The sequence below is a fragment of the Maribrevibacterium harenarium genome (assembly GCF_006385675.1).
In the GTDB taxonomy this organism is placed as follows: domain Bacteria; phylum Pseudomonadota; class Gammaproteobacteria; order Pseudomonadales; family Marinomonadaceae; genus Marinomonas; species Marinomonas harenarium.
Window position 1 is genome coordinate 17,678 of sequence record NZ_VFRR01000007.1, and the last position, 14,567, is coordinate 32,244.

The following is a 14,567-nucleotide window of genomic DNA, read 5'->3' on the forward strand; positions in this document are numbered from 1 at the left end:
ATTACTCAGGCACAGTAAAGCGGTAACCCGGTTTAGCAAATACCGTTTGTACGGTACTGATGGCGCGTTCTTTAAAGCCCCCTTCGCAGTAGGCTAGGTAAAAATCCCACATGCGGCAGAACACGTCGTCAAACCCCATATCGGTGACACGGTGACGCTGTTCGTGGAAGCGCTGACGCCAGTCGGCTAAGGTCATAGCATAGTGCTCAGTGATATCCTCTAGGGCGACCATTTGCATATCGGTTTTGCGGGCTAAGCGGTCGGATATCACTTGAACGGAAGGCAAACAGCCACCGGGGAAAATATAACGTTGAATAAAATCTACGGAGTTTTTGGCGTAGTCATAACGTTGATCCGCAATGGTAATCGCTTGAATGACCATCAAGCCGCTCGGTTTCAATAAGGACGAGCACTTACTGAAATAGCTGTCGTAAAATTCGTGCCCCACTGCTTCGATCATTTCGATGGAAACCAGCTTGTCGTACTGTCCTTCCATTTCCCGGTAATCTTTTAACAACAGGGTGATTTTGTCCGATAAGCCCTCGTCCGCGACCCGCTGCTTGGCGTATTCATACTGTTCCTGGGAAATCGTCGTGGTAGTGACTTTGCAGCCGTAATTCTTGGCGGCATGAATCGCCATGCCGCCCCAGCCAGTACCGATTTCTACCAAGTGATCAGTTGGTTTCAGTTCTAGCTTCTGACAGATATGATCCAACTTATGTACTGCCGCTTCTTCCAAACTGGTTCGTTGGGTTTGATAGATCGCCGCTGAGTACATCATGGTCGGATCAAGAAACAAGCGGAAGAAATCATTACCCAAATCGTAGTGAGCAGAGATATTTTTCTTAGAGCCAGAACGGCTGTTAGCATTAAATTTATGGAATAGATAGGTCGCCATACGTGACCAAATAGGACGGGCGCTGTCTGCTTCGTTGATCACGTTTAAATTGGCTACCATCAAGCGGATAACAGCCACCAAGTCAGGTGTGCTCCACCACCCTCTCATGTAGGCTTCACCGGCACCAATACTGGCGTTGTTAAAAACGTCTCGGTAGGCACCTTGGTCGTGTATTACGATATGAGCATGATAGGGTGTCAGATCGGGGGATTGACCAAACTCATGGCGCTGATCACCATCCTCTACCACTAAATGACCTATCGTTAATCGACGTAAGAGCGTGTGAACGGCTTTTTTTGCCACCCCGTCGAACCAGGTTTTTCTGCTTTTAATCTGCTTTTGGTTGGCAATACTCGCTGAACTCATGTTCCTTTCCTTTTCAAAGTTAAGGATCGGTGCTGTGGTGTTTCGGGTGATCGTAAATTGGCACGCGCTTCAAAAAGAGTTTAAGTGCTTGCCAATAAATACCCCAAGCTACTTTGGCGGTCATCCACGGGTAGCGGGCAAGTAACGTCGTTAAACTGCCCCCGGTGATCGTTTCCCGTTTTAGAGTCAAAGTAGCGTCAAACACGCAGCTAGATGGATCCGACTGCAATCGATTAATCATATGCACGGCCAACTTTTCCCCCGGAACGGAGCTGCGCCAGTCATATAAATGGTGCATCGGGTTAAAAGGCGACACATGCATCGACTTGTTGATACTGGTACGCTGAGTAGACTGAGTTGGATCACAAGGGAAAACATAAGCAATGCGTTCTGACCAAGGAGTATTGGTCACTTCCAGTAGCATGGCTTGCAACTGTTCTTGGTCATCAAAGCAGTAATAGATCGAAATGGGGTTAATGATGTAACCGAAATAACGGGGATTGGTGAGTAAGCGTACCGGGCCGGATAGTTGCGTGCCCAGCTCACTGTTCACTCGGTTGAGCACGGCTTTTTTTAACGGTAGATTCGGGTCACCAAAATAATCAGCACGCACGAATCGGGCCGGGAAGCCACGTCGCTTAGACCAAAGCGGACTCTTAGCCAACACCTGATCCACTTCATCCAAATCCCAATACAACATGGAAACTTGATAACTGAACTCATGGGTGCGGGGCTGGTAACGGCGATGGCGCACCGTGCCAGTATAAATGGCGCTGTTAAGCGGATTGGATGTCACTACCATTCTACTCCTAAGCCACTTGCTACGCGCACCCCACTCCAACAACCATCTTCATGGAAACCGTTACGCCAATAAGCGCCACAGAACCAGGTATTCGCTACCCCATTAATCTCGTGCCAACGCTCTTGGGCTTTGATGCCTTCCAAGGTGAACGTCGGGTGGGCATATTGATAACGACCAATGATTTTTTTCGGGTCAATCAGGTCTTCTCGGTTTAGGGTAACCACGTAGGTCTTATCCGTATCGTCAAAGCGTTGCAGGATATTCATGTTGTAGCTCAAGGTCGCCGGTTTGGTGCTGTCTTTGCCCAAATGATAGTTCCAGCTCGACCAAGCTAACTTGGCTTTGGGCATTAGTTTGGTATCCGTGTGCAGAATCACATCGTTATTACGATATGGAATCGCCCCAAGGATCTCCTGTTCCTTGGCGGTAGGTTCGCTTAGCAGTGCCAATGCCTCGTCACTGTGGCAGGCAAACACAACCTGGTCAAAAGACTCGCTCGGTTGCCCATCAAAATGCAGTATCACATGGTCATCAAAACGCTCAACTGACGTGATTTTGCTATTAGTGCGTATCTTACTGTGGAAACCCGCCGTCAGAGGCGTGATGTAGGCGGCAGATCCTCCCTTAATAACCCGCCACTGGGGGCGATCATTGACACTGAGTAAACCGTGATTTTTGAAAAAACGCACAAAGAAGATCAACGGAAAATCCAGCATTTCATCCAAGGTTGACGACCAAATGGCGCTGCCCATTGGGATCAAATAGTGGCTGGCAAACATGCGACCATAACCTTTTTGCTTCAGATACTGGCCTAACGTGGTGGCTTCGTCCAAACGACCGCTCTCTAAATCTGCAATCGCTTCTTTGTTGAAGGACAGGATATCCTTCAACATCTTTAGATAAGGAATATTAAACAGGTTCTTACGCTGGGCGAACAGTGAGTTAAGGTTGTTGCCACCGTACTCCAAGCCGGTTTGCTCACAGCTGACGCTGAAGCTCATCTCGGTTGGTAAGGAGTCGATTTTTAGCTCATTCATTAGACGAATGAAATTCGGGTAAGTCCAATCGTTGTAAACGATAAAGCCGGTGTCGATAAAGCGGCGCTTTGCCCCTTCTTGGACTTCCTTGGTGGCGGTGTGTCCGCCGAGGCGCTCAGCCGATTCAAATACACAAATTTCATGTTTACGCTGCAATAAATATGCGGCGGTTAGTCCTGATATGCCGGTTCCGATAATGGCGATCTTCACTGCTTCCTACTCCTTTATGGGGTTGGGTTAACTCTAGTCGTTAATTGGCTTAGTCGCATTAAGGCGCAACCATAATTTTGGCAAACACCTGGCCAAGGTCAGTACCATGGACAAACGTTTAGGAAAGGCGTACTCAAAGGGCCGTTTTTCCAGTGCGCGATAAATACGTTCAGAGGCTTGCTCCGCAGACATAATAAAAGGCATAGAAAAATCGTTTTTCTGGGTCAATGGTGTATCAACAAAACCCGGCAGTACACAGGTGACATCAATACCATATTGGGCAACATCCATGCGCAAAGCAGAGAGAAAATAGCGCACCGCGGCCTTACTCGCCCCATAGCCCTCTGCGCGGGGGAACGGTGCCTGCACCGCTTGTGATCCGATCCCCACTAAATGCCCTCTAGGGGATATTTTTAGTAAAGGCAAACAGACTTCGACGCAATTGACCATACCCAAGTAATTCACTGCGTTGATACGCTCGTGCAATGACCAGTCAGGCTTTTCAATATCTAGATATTCACAATTACCCGCGTTCAGAATCACTCTGTCTAAGTAAGGAGTAAGATCACTGATGGCTTGCTGACAACGACTCAACTGACCTTTGTCGGTCACATCAAGGGGGATGAAATGCAAATGTGGTACGCTGTCTAACAGGGTCTCTAACTCTCCGGCTGAGCGCGCACTAGCTATAACGTGCCAGCCATCCGCAAGGTGGCGTTTGACCAGCGACAAGCCGATGCCGGAACTTGCCCCAGTAATCCATACCCATTGTTGTGGTTGAGTCTCTTGCGTCATTATTGCACCGCCAATCTATTTTTCAGTCCGCGTACGATACGACCAAGGAATGGGATGTGTTCATAAAGCATCTGCCCCATATCGTACACATCCTCGTGGTAAGTAATACGATCGTTAAACTGCACCTGAGACATGCCCCGCACCACATGGGTTTTATTGCCTAGTTTGGGGTGACGGAAGTACATATTCCACTTTATGTAGGCCGTATCCGCACTTACCATTTGGTCTAAAAATTCAAAGCGACCGCTTTCTACATTGGCAGAAATGTCTGCCAAATAAGCATGCAATTCCGCCATGCCGGTAATCTCATGAACCGGATCTTTAAAACGCACGTCGGAGGCGTAAATGTCACCGATGCTATCAAGCGCCGGTTTGCGTACATCTTTGTAGAAGTTTTTAAAACGCTCGATTAATTCAAGCTGTTGTTTTGTAGGGCGATCTGACATAGCTATTTTCTCCATGGCTCGCCAAGTTCTCTCGTATTTGACTATACGCAACAGAAAAGTTTTCAGATCAGTGATCCAGCTCAATCCAACTGGCGTATACTGCTAATGCGGGGCTACCCCACCACACCCTTAGACAATCTTTGGCAACGGCTTGGAGCAGATAATGGAAAGGGTACAAGAAAAACCGGCAGACGAATCCCTGCTAAACGACATGAATGCTGTGGCACAACACCGGGACCAGCAGGCACTGGCGCGCCTGTTCGATCACTACGCTCCGCGTGTGCGTGCATTTTGTTTGGCGGCCCAGCCGGGCGCAAATTTAATGGCTGATGACATTACCCAAGAAGTGATGATTCGCATCTGGAACAAGGCACATACCTACAAACCAGAGTCCGCTTCTTTGACGACTTGGATATTCACCATCGCCAGAAATGCGCGTATTGATTACATGCGTAAAAATGGCCGTTTCCAAACCGATATTGACCCGGAATTTTTTTGGAGTGAACTTGTTGACGAGAACGCTGACCCATTTGCCGATGCCCAACGTAAAAGAGATCAGGACATCATTCGCGAAGGATTAAGCAAGCTTCCCGTCGATCAGCGTCAAGTGCTTTCTAAGGTGTATCTAGAAGGCAAGACCCATAAAGAAGCGTCGGAGGAATTAGACCTTCCTCTTGGCACGATCAAATCACGGGTACGATTGGCTTTGCATAAATTGACGGTTTATATCAAGAGGTAGCGGAAATGCTAAACTACCATCCAAGTGTCGACATGCTCGTGGAATACGCTTCTGGGGCTTTGTCTTTGCCTCACGCCCTGTGCGTTTCCACTCACTTAGACCAGTGCGAACACTGCCGCGCCCACGTGCGCAAGCTAAGCCAACTTGGTGGGCTAATGTTTGAAACTCCACCAGATGAGCCTTCGCGCAAAGGGCTTGATAGCCTCAAGGCAAGCTTGTTTGAGCGTCTCGGGAAAGCAACCAGCGAAGCCACCGCTACCGACATTCAAGTGGCTAGTGTGAAGTCGTCGGATTTCGCCCGTTACCAAGTTCCACGTAGCTTACGCCAGTACATACCGGAAGACTATGACAGCCTGAGCTGGATGCGCCTGTCCCCTTCATTCAAATTAGCTACCCTGTGCCAAGAAACGGAAGGGGCGCAAGTGGCGCTGACACGAATCAAAGCAGGGGCAAGCATGCCCTTGCATACCCACACCGGGGACGAGCTCACGCTTGTATTGGAGGGGGCTTTTTCGGACGAAGACGGGGTCTACCGCAAGGGAGATTTCTTATCTCGTTCTTGCGACGATAAACACCGCCCAATGGTTACCGAAGATGCTGAATGCATTTGCCTAACAGTACTAGATGGCCCAATTGAGTTTACCGGCTGGTTCTCCCGGATGCTGAACCCCATCATGCGCAAGTACCACCCCAGCGGAAATCTACGCTAACTTTTATAACGGGTAATCGGTTCCCTGTTCTGGTATAATTAGAGTTCTTACTAATTATACTAGGCAGGAGCTACCCCATGGCGAAGAAAAAAGCAGCCGATACCAATTCAACCGAAACCTCAGAAACCATCGCCAGACAAATGGAAGAGTTCCTTGCCCGCGGCGGTCAGATTGAACAAGTCGCTCAAGGTGTCAGCGGCGTCAGCCACACCTCTGGATCACGCCATATTACCCTTGGTAACTCTAAGCCGAAGGCGTAGTCTCCACTCTACTTTACAATTCTAGATAGCAAGTAAATCGTCGCGAGCCATTGGGTAGGCTGGTATAGTATTGCCTGTTTCCAATTGCGAGGAATACCCTGTGTTGTCTGAAAAAGATAAAGAATTTTTTCGCCCCATGTGGCGCCGTGTATTAGCCACTGCCCTATGTGGCGGCTGGGCTATTCTAGAGTGGAGTTCCGCTCAGCCACTTTGGGCCGTACTTGCAACAGGTTTTACCCTGTATTGCTTGTGGAATTTCTTCTACAAATTTGACCATGACGCCTAATTTCCTTGGTACGCAGTTCATAATAACAACAAACGATTGGATTGAATCAAACCATGTCACGCCGCCCAACCATTCACGATCTCGCCGCAGCGGCAGGTGTCAGCACCGCCACAGTTGATCGGGTGCTTAACCGCCGCTCAAAAGTTCGCGAAGCCACTGCTCAGCGAGTTCTTATTGCCGCTGAAGACATTGGCTACCATGCTGCCGGATTACTACGTAAACGCGTACAAGAGGCACAACCCGTTAAACACATCACGGTTCTATTGCAACGTAGCAATGATGAATTCTACCGTGCTCTTGGGGAAACTATTGAATTAGCGTGCTCCCGACAAACGAACTTTCAGTTTGAAACCTCTATTGTCTTTATGGAAGAAGTTTCCCCCAATCACATTGTTGATTGTCTTAACCGAGCCGGAAAACAAGCCGATGGTGTGGCTTTAGTTGCGCTAGATGATTTACTCATTAATCAAGAAGTAGAAGCTTTACTTAGCAACAAAGTACCGGTGATTTCACTGCTTTCCCCTCTTTCCTCTGCCAAAATAACGAGTCACATTGGACTTGATGGACGAAAAGTAGGGAGAACAGGAGCATGGGCGATCAATAGACTGACAGCGGGGCGGTCGGGCAAAATCGGTATCATGCTAGGTAGCCACCGATACTTGAATCAAGAGATTGCTGAAATCAGTTTCATAAGCTATTTCCGCGATTTCAAGCATCAGTTTGAGATTCTAGACGCCCGCACAAATTTGGATGATGTAGCCTTGGCAAAACAAGCTACCCTAGAGCTTCTTCATGATTACCCCGATCTAGTCGCAATTTACAGCGCAGGGGGAGGAGTAGATGGAATCATTGATGCATTAAAGGAAACGGGGCGGCACAAAGATATCGTATTAATTTGCAATGAACTCACCACGAAAACTAGAAAAGCGCTAATAGATGGCACAGTAGACCTAGTTTTAGCAACACCAATACAAAAAATAGCTTCCGAATTGGCAGAGACCTTTGCGAAAGCCTTTGATAGTAAACGTTCTAGTTCACTTACCCATATTCGGTTACCTGCTGAAATTTACGTAGCAGAAGGGCTGTAGGCAAACCTCGTAAAAAAAGGCGATCACAAGATCGCCTTTTTTATGTTCACCGTCTGCAAACGCAAGCGTGTGGCGGTGCTGGCTTCAACAATATGTTGGAAGATTGCCTAACGCTAGAAGGTAAACCAGCACCCAAAATTGATTTTACGGCCCACGCCAAAGCTATGGGCGCGCGTGGTGAAACCGTTAAAACTATTCAAGAACTAGAGGCTGCCTTAATTAGAGCTAGGGAATCCGATGTTACTTACATAGTTTCGATTGATACTGATCCAGCAGTCACTGCACCAGGCGGAGCTTGGTGGGATGTTGCAGTCCCAGAAGTGTCAGAACGGGAAGAGGTTCGTATCGCGAGAAAAAACTACGAGTCACATAAGGCTCGCCAGTTTAAAAATCTTTAATTAACAGATTTAGAGATAGCACAAGGTCTCCTCTATCTCTAAATATTAAACCATGTTTCTCTGACCGAGATGCTCCGTCGCTACTGGTAGTCTGTCAGGTAACTCTCGCTGGCTAGCGACATTGTTTGCCCTCCCCCCGGAGGGCTTTTTTTTTTGCTAAACTAAATGACATCTACCTTAGCGCTTGATGTCCCGATAAAAGTTTTCATGAGACCCAATCGCTTCAAGATAAATTAGACGCGGCACTTCCTCGATGGTGTAACCAAGCAAATACAATTGGCCTGCACTGTGGAACTTGTAAACTCGTAAAGAGGCAAGGTCCCCCTTTTTCAATTCACCTAGCTCGGGGGATACACAGATTTCAGCCACTGCTGCGTTCACATCGACAATGACATTCGGTTTGAGCTTTTTATAAACTCGGGCAAATCGCCGTGTTTGAAGAACTTGCCAACTCACTGTTTTGAACCAAGGGTAAACGGTATTGCGTCTTCTTTCGGCTCTGACATCGACATAAGCGATTCAGCAATAAAATCCGCCGGTAAATCGGGATTATCCAACGCAGCTCGACCTACCTTAGCCCAAAATTCAAGCTGGCCTTGGACAGTACGAAATTCAGCTTTTGCGGCTGCTCTCGCTTGATTCACCAGTTCATCGTCTAACCTTACAGATACACTCATACTCTACCTCCAACAACTTACCACAATTGTAGTAAATCGACTTTTAGAATGAAAGTAAACCGTCGCCCCGTCTATCTATTTAAATTCCTATCCATTTCAAAAGCCCAGCCCTGTCATCTGCCCGTTATCAAACCGTCACAGCAGCGTCACACTCACACCATAGGCTACGAAATGAACAATTTTGAGTGTCATTCGGAGCCGTATCGTGCTGCAAGTCGAACAGATTATCGCGGATAAATCCCCGCAGTTTTTTCAGAAAAGTCCTCTTATCACTCGCCCAACAGTGAGTGTGCTGAAACGCTTATTCCATGAAGGTGAAGTGAATCAGTTCTTAGCGCAGCATGGCGATTCTGTGGGCGTGGAGTTTATTGATCGGGTGCTCGATCATTTCAATTTCGGCTATCAGGTTAGTCAAGTTGACCGGCGCAATATTCCCGCCTCTGGGCGAGTGTTGATTATCGCCAATCACCCTCTTGGAGCATTGGATGGGTTAGCGATTCTACGCTTAATTAGTGAAATCCGCTCTGATGTGAAGATCGTCGCTAATGATCTTTTGCTAGGGTTTGATGCCCTCAAAAATTTAGTGCTACCGGTGGATAATATCGGCGGCAAAACCGGCCGTAAGCAGCTCAAGGCCATCATGGATGCACTACATCAAGAGCAGGCCGTGATTATTTTCCCAGCGGGGGAAGTATCGCGCCTGTCACCAAGCGGTGTAAAAGATTTAAAGTGGAACTCAAGCTATTTAAAGATCGCTCAGAAAACCAATAGTCCACTGCTACCGATTCACATTGGTGGCCGTAACTCTATGTTGTTTTACACCAGCTCTTGGGTATACCGTCCACTGTCGTCCCTTCAACTAGCTAACGAAATGTTCCGCCAGCGCAACCGTCGCATTCCGATGCAGGTAGGACAAGCTATCCCGATTCAAGAAATTGCCAAACTGCCGTTGAGCGATAAAGAAAAGAATAAGCTGGTTAAACGCCATTTATACCGGATTGCCAAAGGCAAAAAGCCACTGTTAAAAACAGAGAAAACCATCTCCCATCCACAAGATAGGCAGCGTCTTAAAGCTGAACTCAAGCAGGCGGAGCACCTCGGCACGACGAAGGACAACAAGCAGATTTACTTAGCAGATTACGTGCAAGACTCGGTACTGATGCAGGAAATTGGCCGCTTACGCGAAATCGCCTTCCGTAAGGTAGGGGAAGGTACTGGCGAGCACCGGGATCTGGATAACTATGATCGCTACTACCGCCATTTGGTATTGTGGGACGAAGAAGAACTAGAAGTTGTCGGTGCTTACCGTATTGGTGAAGTGGCACGCTATTACAAAGAAAAATCCAATCAGCCAATTTATAGCGCTGAGCTATTCCGCTATAGCTGTGATATGGAGCCTTACTTTGAACAAGGGATTGAGCTCGGGCGCAGTTTCGTCCAGCCCAAGTACTGGGGTAAACGCAGCCTAGACTACTTGTGGTATGGCATCGGTGCCTACTTACTGAAACACCCTGAAGTACGTTACATGTTTGGCCCTGTAAGTCTCAGTGGCAACTACCCCACCTTAGCCAAAGATATGATCGTACACTTTTACCGAACCTATTTTGCCGACCCAGAGCACTTAGCGCGTTCCTTTACCCCTTACCACATACAGGCGGAGCACCAGAGCCTAATGAGCCAGTTTTTCTCCGGCGAGAATTACGAAGAAGACTTTCGTATATTGAAAGAACAGCTCAGTAATTTGGGTGCATCGGTGCCGACACTTTACAAGCAGTACAGCGAAGTATGCGAAGAAGGCGGGGTACGCTTCTTGGACTTTGGTATCGATGTGGATTTTGGCTATTGTGTTGATGGTCTGGTACTGGTGGATTTAGCAAAACTGACAGACAACAAACGTAAGCGCTATCTCGGCCAATAAATGCACAAAAACTGTCCACAGTAAGCTAACATGGCAAGGATGCGCGTCTAAAGTGAACATTACTGGGGAAAACACGGCTAGTTTTCCCCAGTTTCATTCCCTTGGCGTGGGATTTGCTTTGTTTATCCAAGTATTTGTGGATTTTCCCGTTATTCCTTGAAGGAAAGTGGAGTTGACGATGATCGAAAAGACCTATTTGAAAACCAAACCTGAGTGTAAAGTGAAATTTTCCCTACCCGCCGAGTTGGTAGACAATGCCAAACAAGTGGCCCTAGTAGGTGACTTTAACGATTGGGACGCGGCGGCTAACCCGATGCGCAAACAAAAATCCGGTGTGTTTGCCTCTACCATCAATCTACCGAAAGATAGTGAATTTCAATTTCGCTATGTACTGGATGGTGAAACTTGGCTAAACGATGATCAAGCGGATGACTACGTAGTAAGCCCAGTCAGTCACGACCAAAACAGCGTCATTCGTCTCTAACTGAGTACGTCACTCACGTTGCTGCGCTACCTCCGTTGATATCTCAACGGAGGCTTTCTTGTGGCTGTATAGCGCCACCCACAATAGACTAATAACGACATCTTCTTATCCAATTTTCCATGTAGATGTTTATTTTTTCTGCAACGCCCCTTGGAAAAATGGTTACTCCCTGTCAGAATAGTTTTTATTAAACGCTCATTTAATAAAAAGCGTACCGACTTCTACTGACTACATGAGGTGAGTTATGCCCGTACATCAGCAATATATTCATGGCCGCTACCTAGCATCGACTAGCAATGAGACCTTCGACACTATCAACCCTGCCACTGGCGAATTACTGGCCACGATCGAAATGGCAGGAGTCAGCGAAGTCGAACAAGCCGTTGCCAGCGCGAAAGCTGGACAAAAAGTCTGGGCGGCCATGTCTGGCGTGGAGCGTGGTCGCATCCTCAAACGGGCTGCGGATCTACTGCGGGAGCGCAATGACGAATTAGCCATGCTGGAAGTGTTGGATACCGGCAAGCCACTACAGGAAGCGAACTGTGTCGATATTCAAACTGGTGCAGACGTGATCGAGTATTACGCAGGTCTGGCGGACAAGATTCAAGGCGACTTCCAAGACTTAAGTGCAGACAACTTTTTCTACAGCCGTCGGGAGCCACTTGGCGTCTGCGCCGGTATCGGCGCTTGGAACTACCCTATCCAGATTGCTTGTTGGAAATCTGGCCCAGCCTTAGCGGCGGGCAATGCGATGATTTTCAAACCCTCAGAGGAAACGCCACTCACCGCACTCAAGCTCGCAGAAATCTTCACCGAAGCCGGTCTGCCGGATGGCGTTTTTAACGTGGTACAGGGTGATGGCCGTGTTGGTCAGATGCTTACCGCCCATCCAGACATCGCCAAAGTGAGTTTCACTGGGGAAGTCGGAACCGGCAAAAAAGTGATGGCCGCGTCTGCTTCGACTTTGAAAGAGGTCACTATGGAACTGGGGGGCAAATCCCCTCTTATCATTTTCCCTGATATGCCAGTAGACCAAGCCGTCTCCGGGGCTATGTTGGCCAACTTTTATACCCAAGGGGAAGTTTGTACCAATGGCACTCGCGTGTTTGTTCATGAAGATATGCTGGAAGCCTTCTGTGCCGAGCTGAAAACACGCACCGAAGCCATAAAGATCGGTGACCCGACACAACTAGACACCCAAATGGGCGCCTTGATTTCCAAAGGCCATATGGAAAAAGTATTGGGCTACATCGACGCGGCGAAAGCTGCTGGCGCCACCTTATTAACCGGCGGTGAACGTTACACGGAAAATGGCTGTGAAAATGGCGCTTTTGTACGCCCTACCGTGTTCATTAATTGCACCGATGATATGCCCCAAGTGAGAGAAGAAATCTTTGGCCCAGTGATGTCGGTACTCAGTTTTAAGGATGAAGACGAAGTCATCACCCGCGCCAATGACACCCACTACGGCCTAGCGGCGGGTGTATTTACCAAAGATATCAGCCGTGCTCACCGTGTTATCAAACGCTTAGAGGCTGGTATTTGCTGGATCAATGCATGGGGCAACTCCCCAGCGGAAATGCCAGTCGGTGGTTACAAAGAATCCGGTTTAGGCCGTGAAAACGGCATTGAAACCTTGCGCCAATACACTCAGGTGAAAAGTACCTTTGTGTCATTAGTGGATATCCCAAGTCCATACTAAGGAGCGAGTCATGCAAGAGCATTACGATTACATTATTGTGGGAGCTGGCTCAGCTGGCTGTGTGTTGGCAGATCGCCTTACCGAAAGTGGTGAACACACAGTATTACTGGTGGAAAAAGGCGGTTCCGATAGCAGTATTTTCATCCAAATGCCGACGGCCTTATCCTACCCTATGAACACGGAAAAGTACGCTTGGCAATTCCATACGGATAAGGAAGGAGGCCTTGATGGCCGGGAGATGCACTGTCCGCGGGGTAAAGTGCTCGGTGGTTCTTCCTCCATTAACGGTATGGTCTATGTACGCGGTCACGCCTGTGATTTCGACGAATGGGAAGAACAAGGCGCCAAAGGCTGGAATTACCAAAACTGTGTGCCCTACTTTAAACGAGCAGAAAGTTGGTCAGGCGGCGCCGATGATTACCGTGGTGGAGACGGCCCCCTCGCTACCAATAACGGCAACGACATGCGCTTAAACCCCCTATATCAGGCCTTTATTGATGCGGGGGAACAGGCAGGCTACGGCAAGACGGACGACTACAACGGTTACCGTCAAGAAGGCTTTGGCCCCATGCACATGACGGTCAAAAACGGGGTACGTGCGTCAACATCGAATGTGTATTTGAAACGCGCCCTAAAACGTAGCAACCTCACTTTGCGAACCCGTGTTCACAGCCGCAAAGTGATTTTGCAAGATCAACGTGCCGTGGGTTTAGAGTATGAGCACAATGGTGATATCTGTGTTGCTCACGCCAACAAAGAAGTGATCTTGAGTGCTGGCTCAATTGGCTCACCAGTTCTGTTACAACTTTCCGGCATTGGACCTCGAGAAGTGTTAGAAAAAGCCGGTGTAGAGGTGAAGCAAGAACTTCCAGGGGTGGGTGAAAATCTGCAGGATCACTTGGAAGTATACTTCCAATACTGGTGTAAACAGCCGGTGACACTCAACAGCAAGCTTGGTTTGATTAGCAAAGGCTTGATCGGTACGCGCTGGATTCTATTTAAAGATGGTCTTGGTGCTACTAACCACTTTGAATCTTGTGGCTTTATACGTTCCCGTGCTGGACTCAAGTGGCCCAATATTCAATACCACTTTTTACCTGCTGCCATGCGCTACGATGGTCAAGCTGCGGTGGATGGTCATGGTTTTCAGGTACACGTTGGCCCCAATAAACCCGAAAGCCGCGGTAAAGTTTGGATCGAGTCCAGTGATCCTCATGCCAAGCCACGCATCTTGTTTAACTACTTGTCTACTGAGCAAGACGTACAGGATTGGCGCGATACCATTCGCCTCACCCGAGAGATTTTACAGCAACCGGCATTGACCCCATTCCGTGGAGAAGAGATTCAACCGGGGGCATCGGTACAGTCGGACGAAGAAATCGATCGTTGGGTGCGGGAAAATGTGGAAAGTGCTTATCACCCATCTTGTAGCTGTAAGATGGGGGCCGATGACGACCCAATGGCAGTGCTTGATGAAGAGTGTCAGGTACGCGGCGTACAAGGTTTACGCGTCGTGGACTCGTCCATTTTCCCAACCATCACCAATGGCAATCTAAACGCTCCGACCATCATGGTGGCAGAGCGCGCGGCGGATATGATTCTACGCAAGGCCTTACTACCAGCAGCGAATGTGCCCGTGTGGATTCACCCTAACTACCGCCACCAGCAACGCTAACCAATCAGTAATAAAGATCTCCACCCTAACACCATCAAGAATTGCTTTACACTTGATGGTGTTTTTTTCTGTTCCA

General features: G+C 48.3%; 17 protein-coding genes. 10 read left to right on the top strand and 7 right to left on the bottom strand.

What is annotated here, in order from left to right; genetic code table 11:
* Nucleotide 1: 1 nt before the first annotated feature.
* From FJM67_RS05425 to FJM67_RS05445, 5 genes are read right to left on the bottom strand one after another with little or no spacing between them, the layout of a single operon-like run.
* Nucleotides 2-1,264: an SAM-dependent methyltransferase gene (locus FJM67_RS05425; RefSeq protein ID WP_140587663.1), complete on the bottom strand. Its 1,263-nt coding sequence runs from the start codon at nucleotides 1,262-1,264 to the stop codon at nucleotides 2-4.
* Nucleotides 1,265-1,283: 19 nt separating this feature from the next.
* On the bottom strand, nucleotides 1,284-2,066 hold the full coding sequence (locus FJM67_RS05430) for a DUF1365 domain-containing protein (protein ID WP_140587664.1): 783 nt from the start codon (nucleotides 2,064-2,066) through the stop codon (nucleotides 1,284-1,286).
* Nucleotides 2,060-3,313 carry an NAD(P)/FAD-dependent oxidoreductase gene (locus tag FJM67_RS05435; RefSeq protein ID WP_140587665.1) on the bottom strand — a complete coding sequence of 418 codons (1,254 nt, stop codon included), beginning with the start codon at nucleotides 3,311-3,313 and terminating at the stop codon, nucleotides 2,060-2,062. Before FJM67_RS05435 ends, FJM67_RS05430 begins: the two co-directional genes overlap by 7 nt.
* 33 nt (nucleotides 3,314-3,346) lie before the next feature.
* The gene (locus FJM67_RS05440) at nucleotides 3,347-4,108 is read right to left on the bottom strand and encodes an SDR family NAD(P)-dependent oxidoreductase (protein ID WP_140587666.1); all 762 of its coding nucleotides are present in this window, start codon (nucleotides 4,106-4,108) and stop codon (nucleotides 3,347-3,349) included.
* Nucleotides 4,108-4,554 carry a nuclear transport factor 2 family protein gene (locus tag FJM67_RS05445; protein WP_140587667.1) on the bottom strand — a complete coding sequence of 149 codons (447 nt, stop codon included), beginning with the start codon at nucleotides 4,552-4,554 and terminating at the stop codon, nucleotides 4,108-4,110. The genes FJM67_RS05440 and FJM67_RS05445 overlap by 1 nt, the downstream gene beginning before the upstream one ends.
* Nucleotides 4,555-4,717: 163 nt before the next feature.
* Here FJM67_RS05445 and FJM67_RS05450 point away from each other — a divergent pair, with 163 nt between their 5' ends.
* The 6 genes from FJM67_RS05450 to FJM67_RS05475 all read left to right on the top strand — a co-directional run bounded on the left by FJM67_RS05450 (nucleotide 4,718) and on the right by FJM67_RS05475 (nucleotide 8,035).
* A complete protein-coding gene (locus FJM67_RS05450) occupies nucleotides 4,718-5,293 on the top strand; it encodes a sigma-70 family RNA polymerase sigma factor (protein ID WP_140587668.1) in 576 nt (191 codons plus the stop codon).
* 5 nt (nucleotides 5,294-5,298) lie between these two features.
* On the top strand, nucleotides 5,299-6,003 hold the full coding sequence (locus FJM67_RS05455; protein WP_140587669.1) for a ChrR family anti-sigma-E factor: 705 nt from the start codon (nucleotides 5,299-5,301) through the stop codon (nucleotides 6,001-6,003).
* Nucleotides 6,004-6,080: 77 nt separating this feature from the next.
* Nucleotides 6,081-6,263, top strand: a complete 183-nt coding sequence (locus FJM67_RS05460) for a hypothetical protein (RefSeq protein ID WP_140587670.1) — start codon at nucleotides 6,081-6,083, stop codon at nucleotides 6,261-6,263.
* 100 nt (nucleotides 6,264-6,363) lie between these two features.
* Nucleotides 6,364-6,549, top strand: a complete 186-nt coding sequence (locus FJM67_RS05465) for a hypothetical protein (RefSeq protein WP_140587671.1) — start codon at nucleotides 6,364-6,366, stop codon at nucleotides 6,547-6,549.
* 53 nt (nucleotides 6,550-6,602) lie between these two features.
* Nucleotides 6,603-7,637 (top strand): LacI family DNA-binding transcriptional regulator, encoded by a 1,035-nt coding sequence (locus tag FJM67_RS05470; RefSeq protein ID WP_140587672.1) that lies wholly within the window; start codon nucleotides 6,603-6,605, stop codon nucleotides 7,635-7,637.
* A gap of 92 nt (nucleotides 7,638-7,729) precedes the next feature.
* A complete protein-coding gene (locus FJM67_RS05475) occupies nucleotides 7,730-8,035 on the top strand; it encodes a thiamine pyrophosphate-dependent enzyme (protein ID WP_140587673.1) in 306 nt (101 codons plus the stop codon).
* Between the two features lie 177 nt (nucleotides 8,036-8,212).
* Here FJM67_RS05475 and FJM67_RS05480 read toward each other — a convergent pair whose 3' ends face one another.
* Nucleotides 8,213-8,491, bottom strand: coding sequence for a type II toxin-antitoxin system RelE/ParE family toxin (locus FJM67_RS05480; protein ID WP_140587674.1), 279 nt, complete (start codon nucleotides 8,489-8,491; stop codon nucleotides 8,213-8,215).
* Nucleotides 8,488-8,712, bottom strand: coding sequence for a ParD-like family protein (locus FJM67_RS05485; RefSeq protein ID WP_140587675.1), 225 nt, complete (start codon nucleotides 8,710-8,712; stop codon nucleotides 8,488-8,490). Before FJM67_RS05485 ends, FJM67_RS05480 begins: the two co-directional genes overlap by 4 nt.
* A 205-nt stretch (nucleotides 8,713-8,917) precedes the next feature.
* Between FJM67_RS05485 and FJM67_RS05490 the strand changes: the two genes are divergently transcribed.
* The 4 genes from FJM67_RS05490 to betA all read left to right on the top strand — a co-directional run bounded on the left by FJM67_RS05490 (nucleotide 8,918) and on the right by betA (nucleotide 14,491).
* Nucleotides 8,918-10,630 carry a lysophospholipid acyltransferase family protein gene (locus FJM67_RS05490; protein ID WP_140587855.1) on the top strand — a complete coding sequence of 571 codons (1,713 nt, stop codon included), beginning with the start codon at nucleotides 8,918-8,920 and terminating at the stop codon, nucleotides 10,628-10,630.
* Between the two features lie 178 nt (nucleotides 10,631-10,808).
* The gene (locus tag FJM67_RS05495; protein WP_140587676.1) at nucleotides 10,809-11,114 is read left to right on the top strand and encodes an isoamylase early set domain-containing protein; all 306 of its coding nucleotides are present in this window, start codon (nucleotides 10,809-10,811) and stop codon (nucleotides 11,112-11,114) included.
* Nucleotides 11,115-11,358: 244 nt separating this feature from the next.
* Entirely contained in the window at nucleotides 11,359-12,816 is a 1,458-nt protein-coding gene (gene betB, locus FJM67_RS05500) for a betaine-aldehyde dehydrogenase (protein WP_140587677.1), read from the top strand.
* A 10-nt stretch (nucleotides 12,817-12,826) separates the two neighbouring features.
* On the top strand, nucleotides 12,827-14,491 hold the full coding sequence (gene betA / locus FJM67_RS05505) for a choline dehydrogenase (RefSeq protein WP_140587678.1): 1,665 nt from the start codon (nucleotides 12,827-12,829) through the stop codon (nucleotides 14,489-14,491).
* Nucleotides 14,492-14,567: the final 76 nt, after the last annotated feature.

Bases quoted from the DNA above. Each gene is read 5' to 3' on its own strand.
- betB (WP_140587677.1), top strand. From the start codon at position 11,359: ATGCCCGTACATCAGCAATATATTCATGGCCGCTACCTAGCATCGACT.
- FJM67_RS05485 (WP_140587675.1), bottom strand. From the start codon at position 8,712: ATGAGTGTATCTGTAAGGTTAGACGATGAACTGGTGAATCAAGCGAGA.
- FJM67_RS05450 (WP_140587668.1), top strand. From the start codon at position 4,718: ATGGAAAGGGTACAAGAAAAACCGGCAGACGAATCCCTGCTAAACGAC.
- FJM67_RS05440 (WP_140587666.1), bottom strand. From the start codon at position 4,108: ATGACGCAAGAGACTCAACCACAACAATGGGTATGGATTACTGGGGCA.
- FJM67_RS05495 (WP_140587676.1), top strand. From the start codon at position 10,809: ATGATCGAAAAGACCTATTTGAAAACCAAACCTGAGTGTAAAGTGAAA.
- FJM67_RS05475 (WP_140587673.1), top strand. From the start codon at position 7,730: ATGTTGGAAGATTGCCTAACGCTAGAAGGTAAACCAGCACCCAAAATT.
- FJM67_RS05455 (WP_140587669.1), top strand. From the start codon at position 5,299: ATGCTAAACTACCATCCAAGTGTCGACATGCTCGTGGAATACGCTTCT.
- FJM67_RS05470 (WP_140587672.1), top strand. From the start codon at position 6,603: ATGTCACGCCGCCCAACCATTCACGATCTCGCCGCAGCGGCAGGTGTC.
- betA (WP_140587678.1), top strand. From the start codon at position 12,827: ATGCAAGAGCATTACGATTACATTATTGTGGGAGCTGGCTCAGCTGGC.
- FJM67_RS05425 (WP_140587663.1), bottom strand. From the start codon at position 1,264: ATGAGTTCAGCGAGTATTGCCAACCAAAAGCAGATTAAAAGCAGAAAA.
- FJM67_RS05430 (WP_140587664.1), bottom strand. From the start codon at position 2,066: ATGGTAGTGACATCCAATCCGCTTAACAGCGCCATTTATACTGGCACG.
- FJM67_RS05445 (WP_140587667.1), bottom strand. From the start codon at position 4,554: ATGTCAGATCGCCCTACAAAACAACAGCTTGAATTAATCGAGCGTTTT.
- FJM67_RS05460 (WP_140587670.1), top strand. From the start codon at position 6,081: ATGGCGAAGAAAAAAGCAGCCGATACCAATTCAACCGAAACCTCAGAA.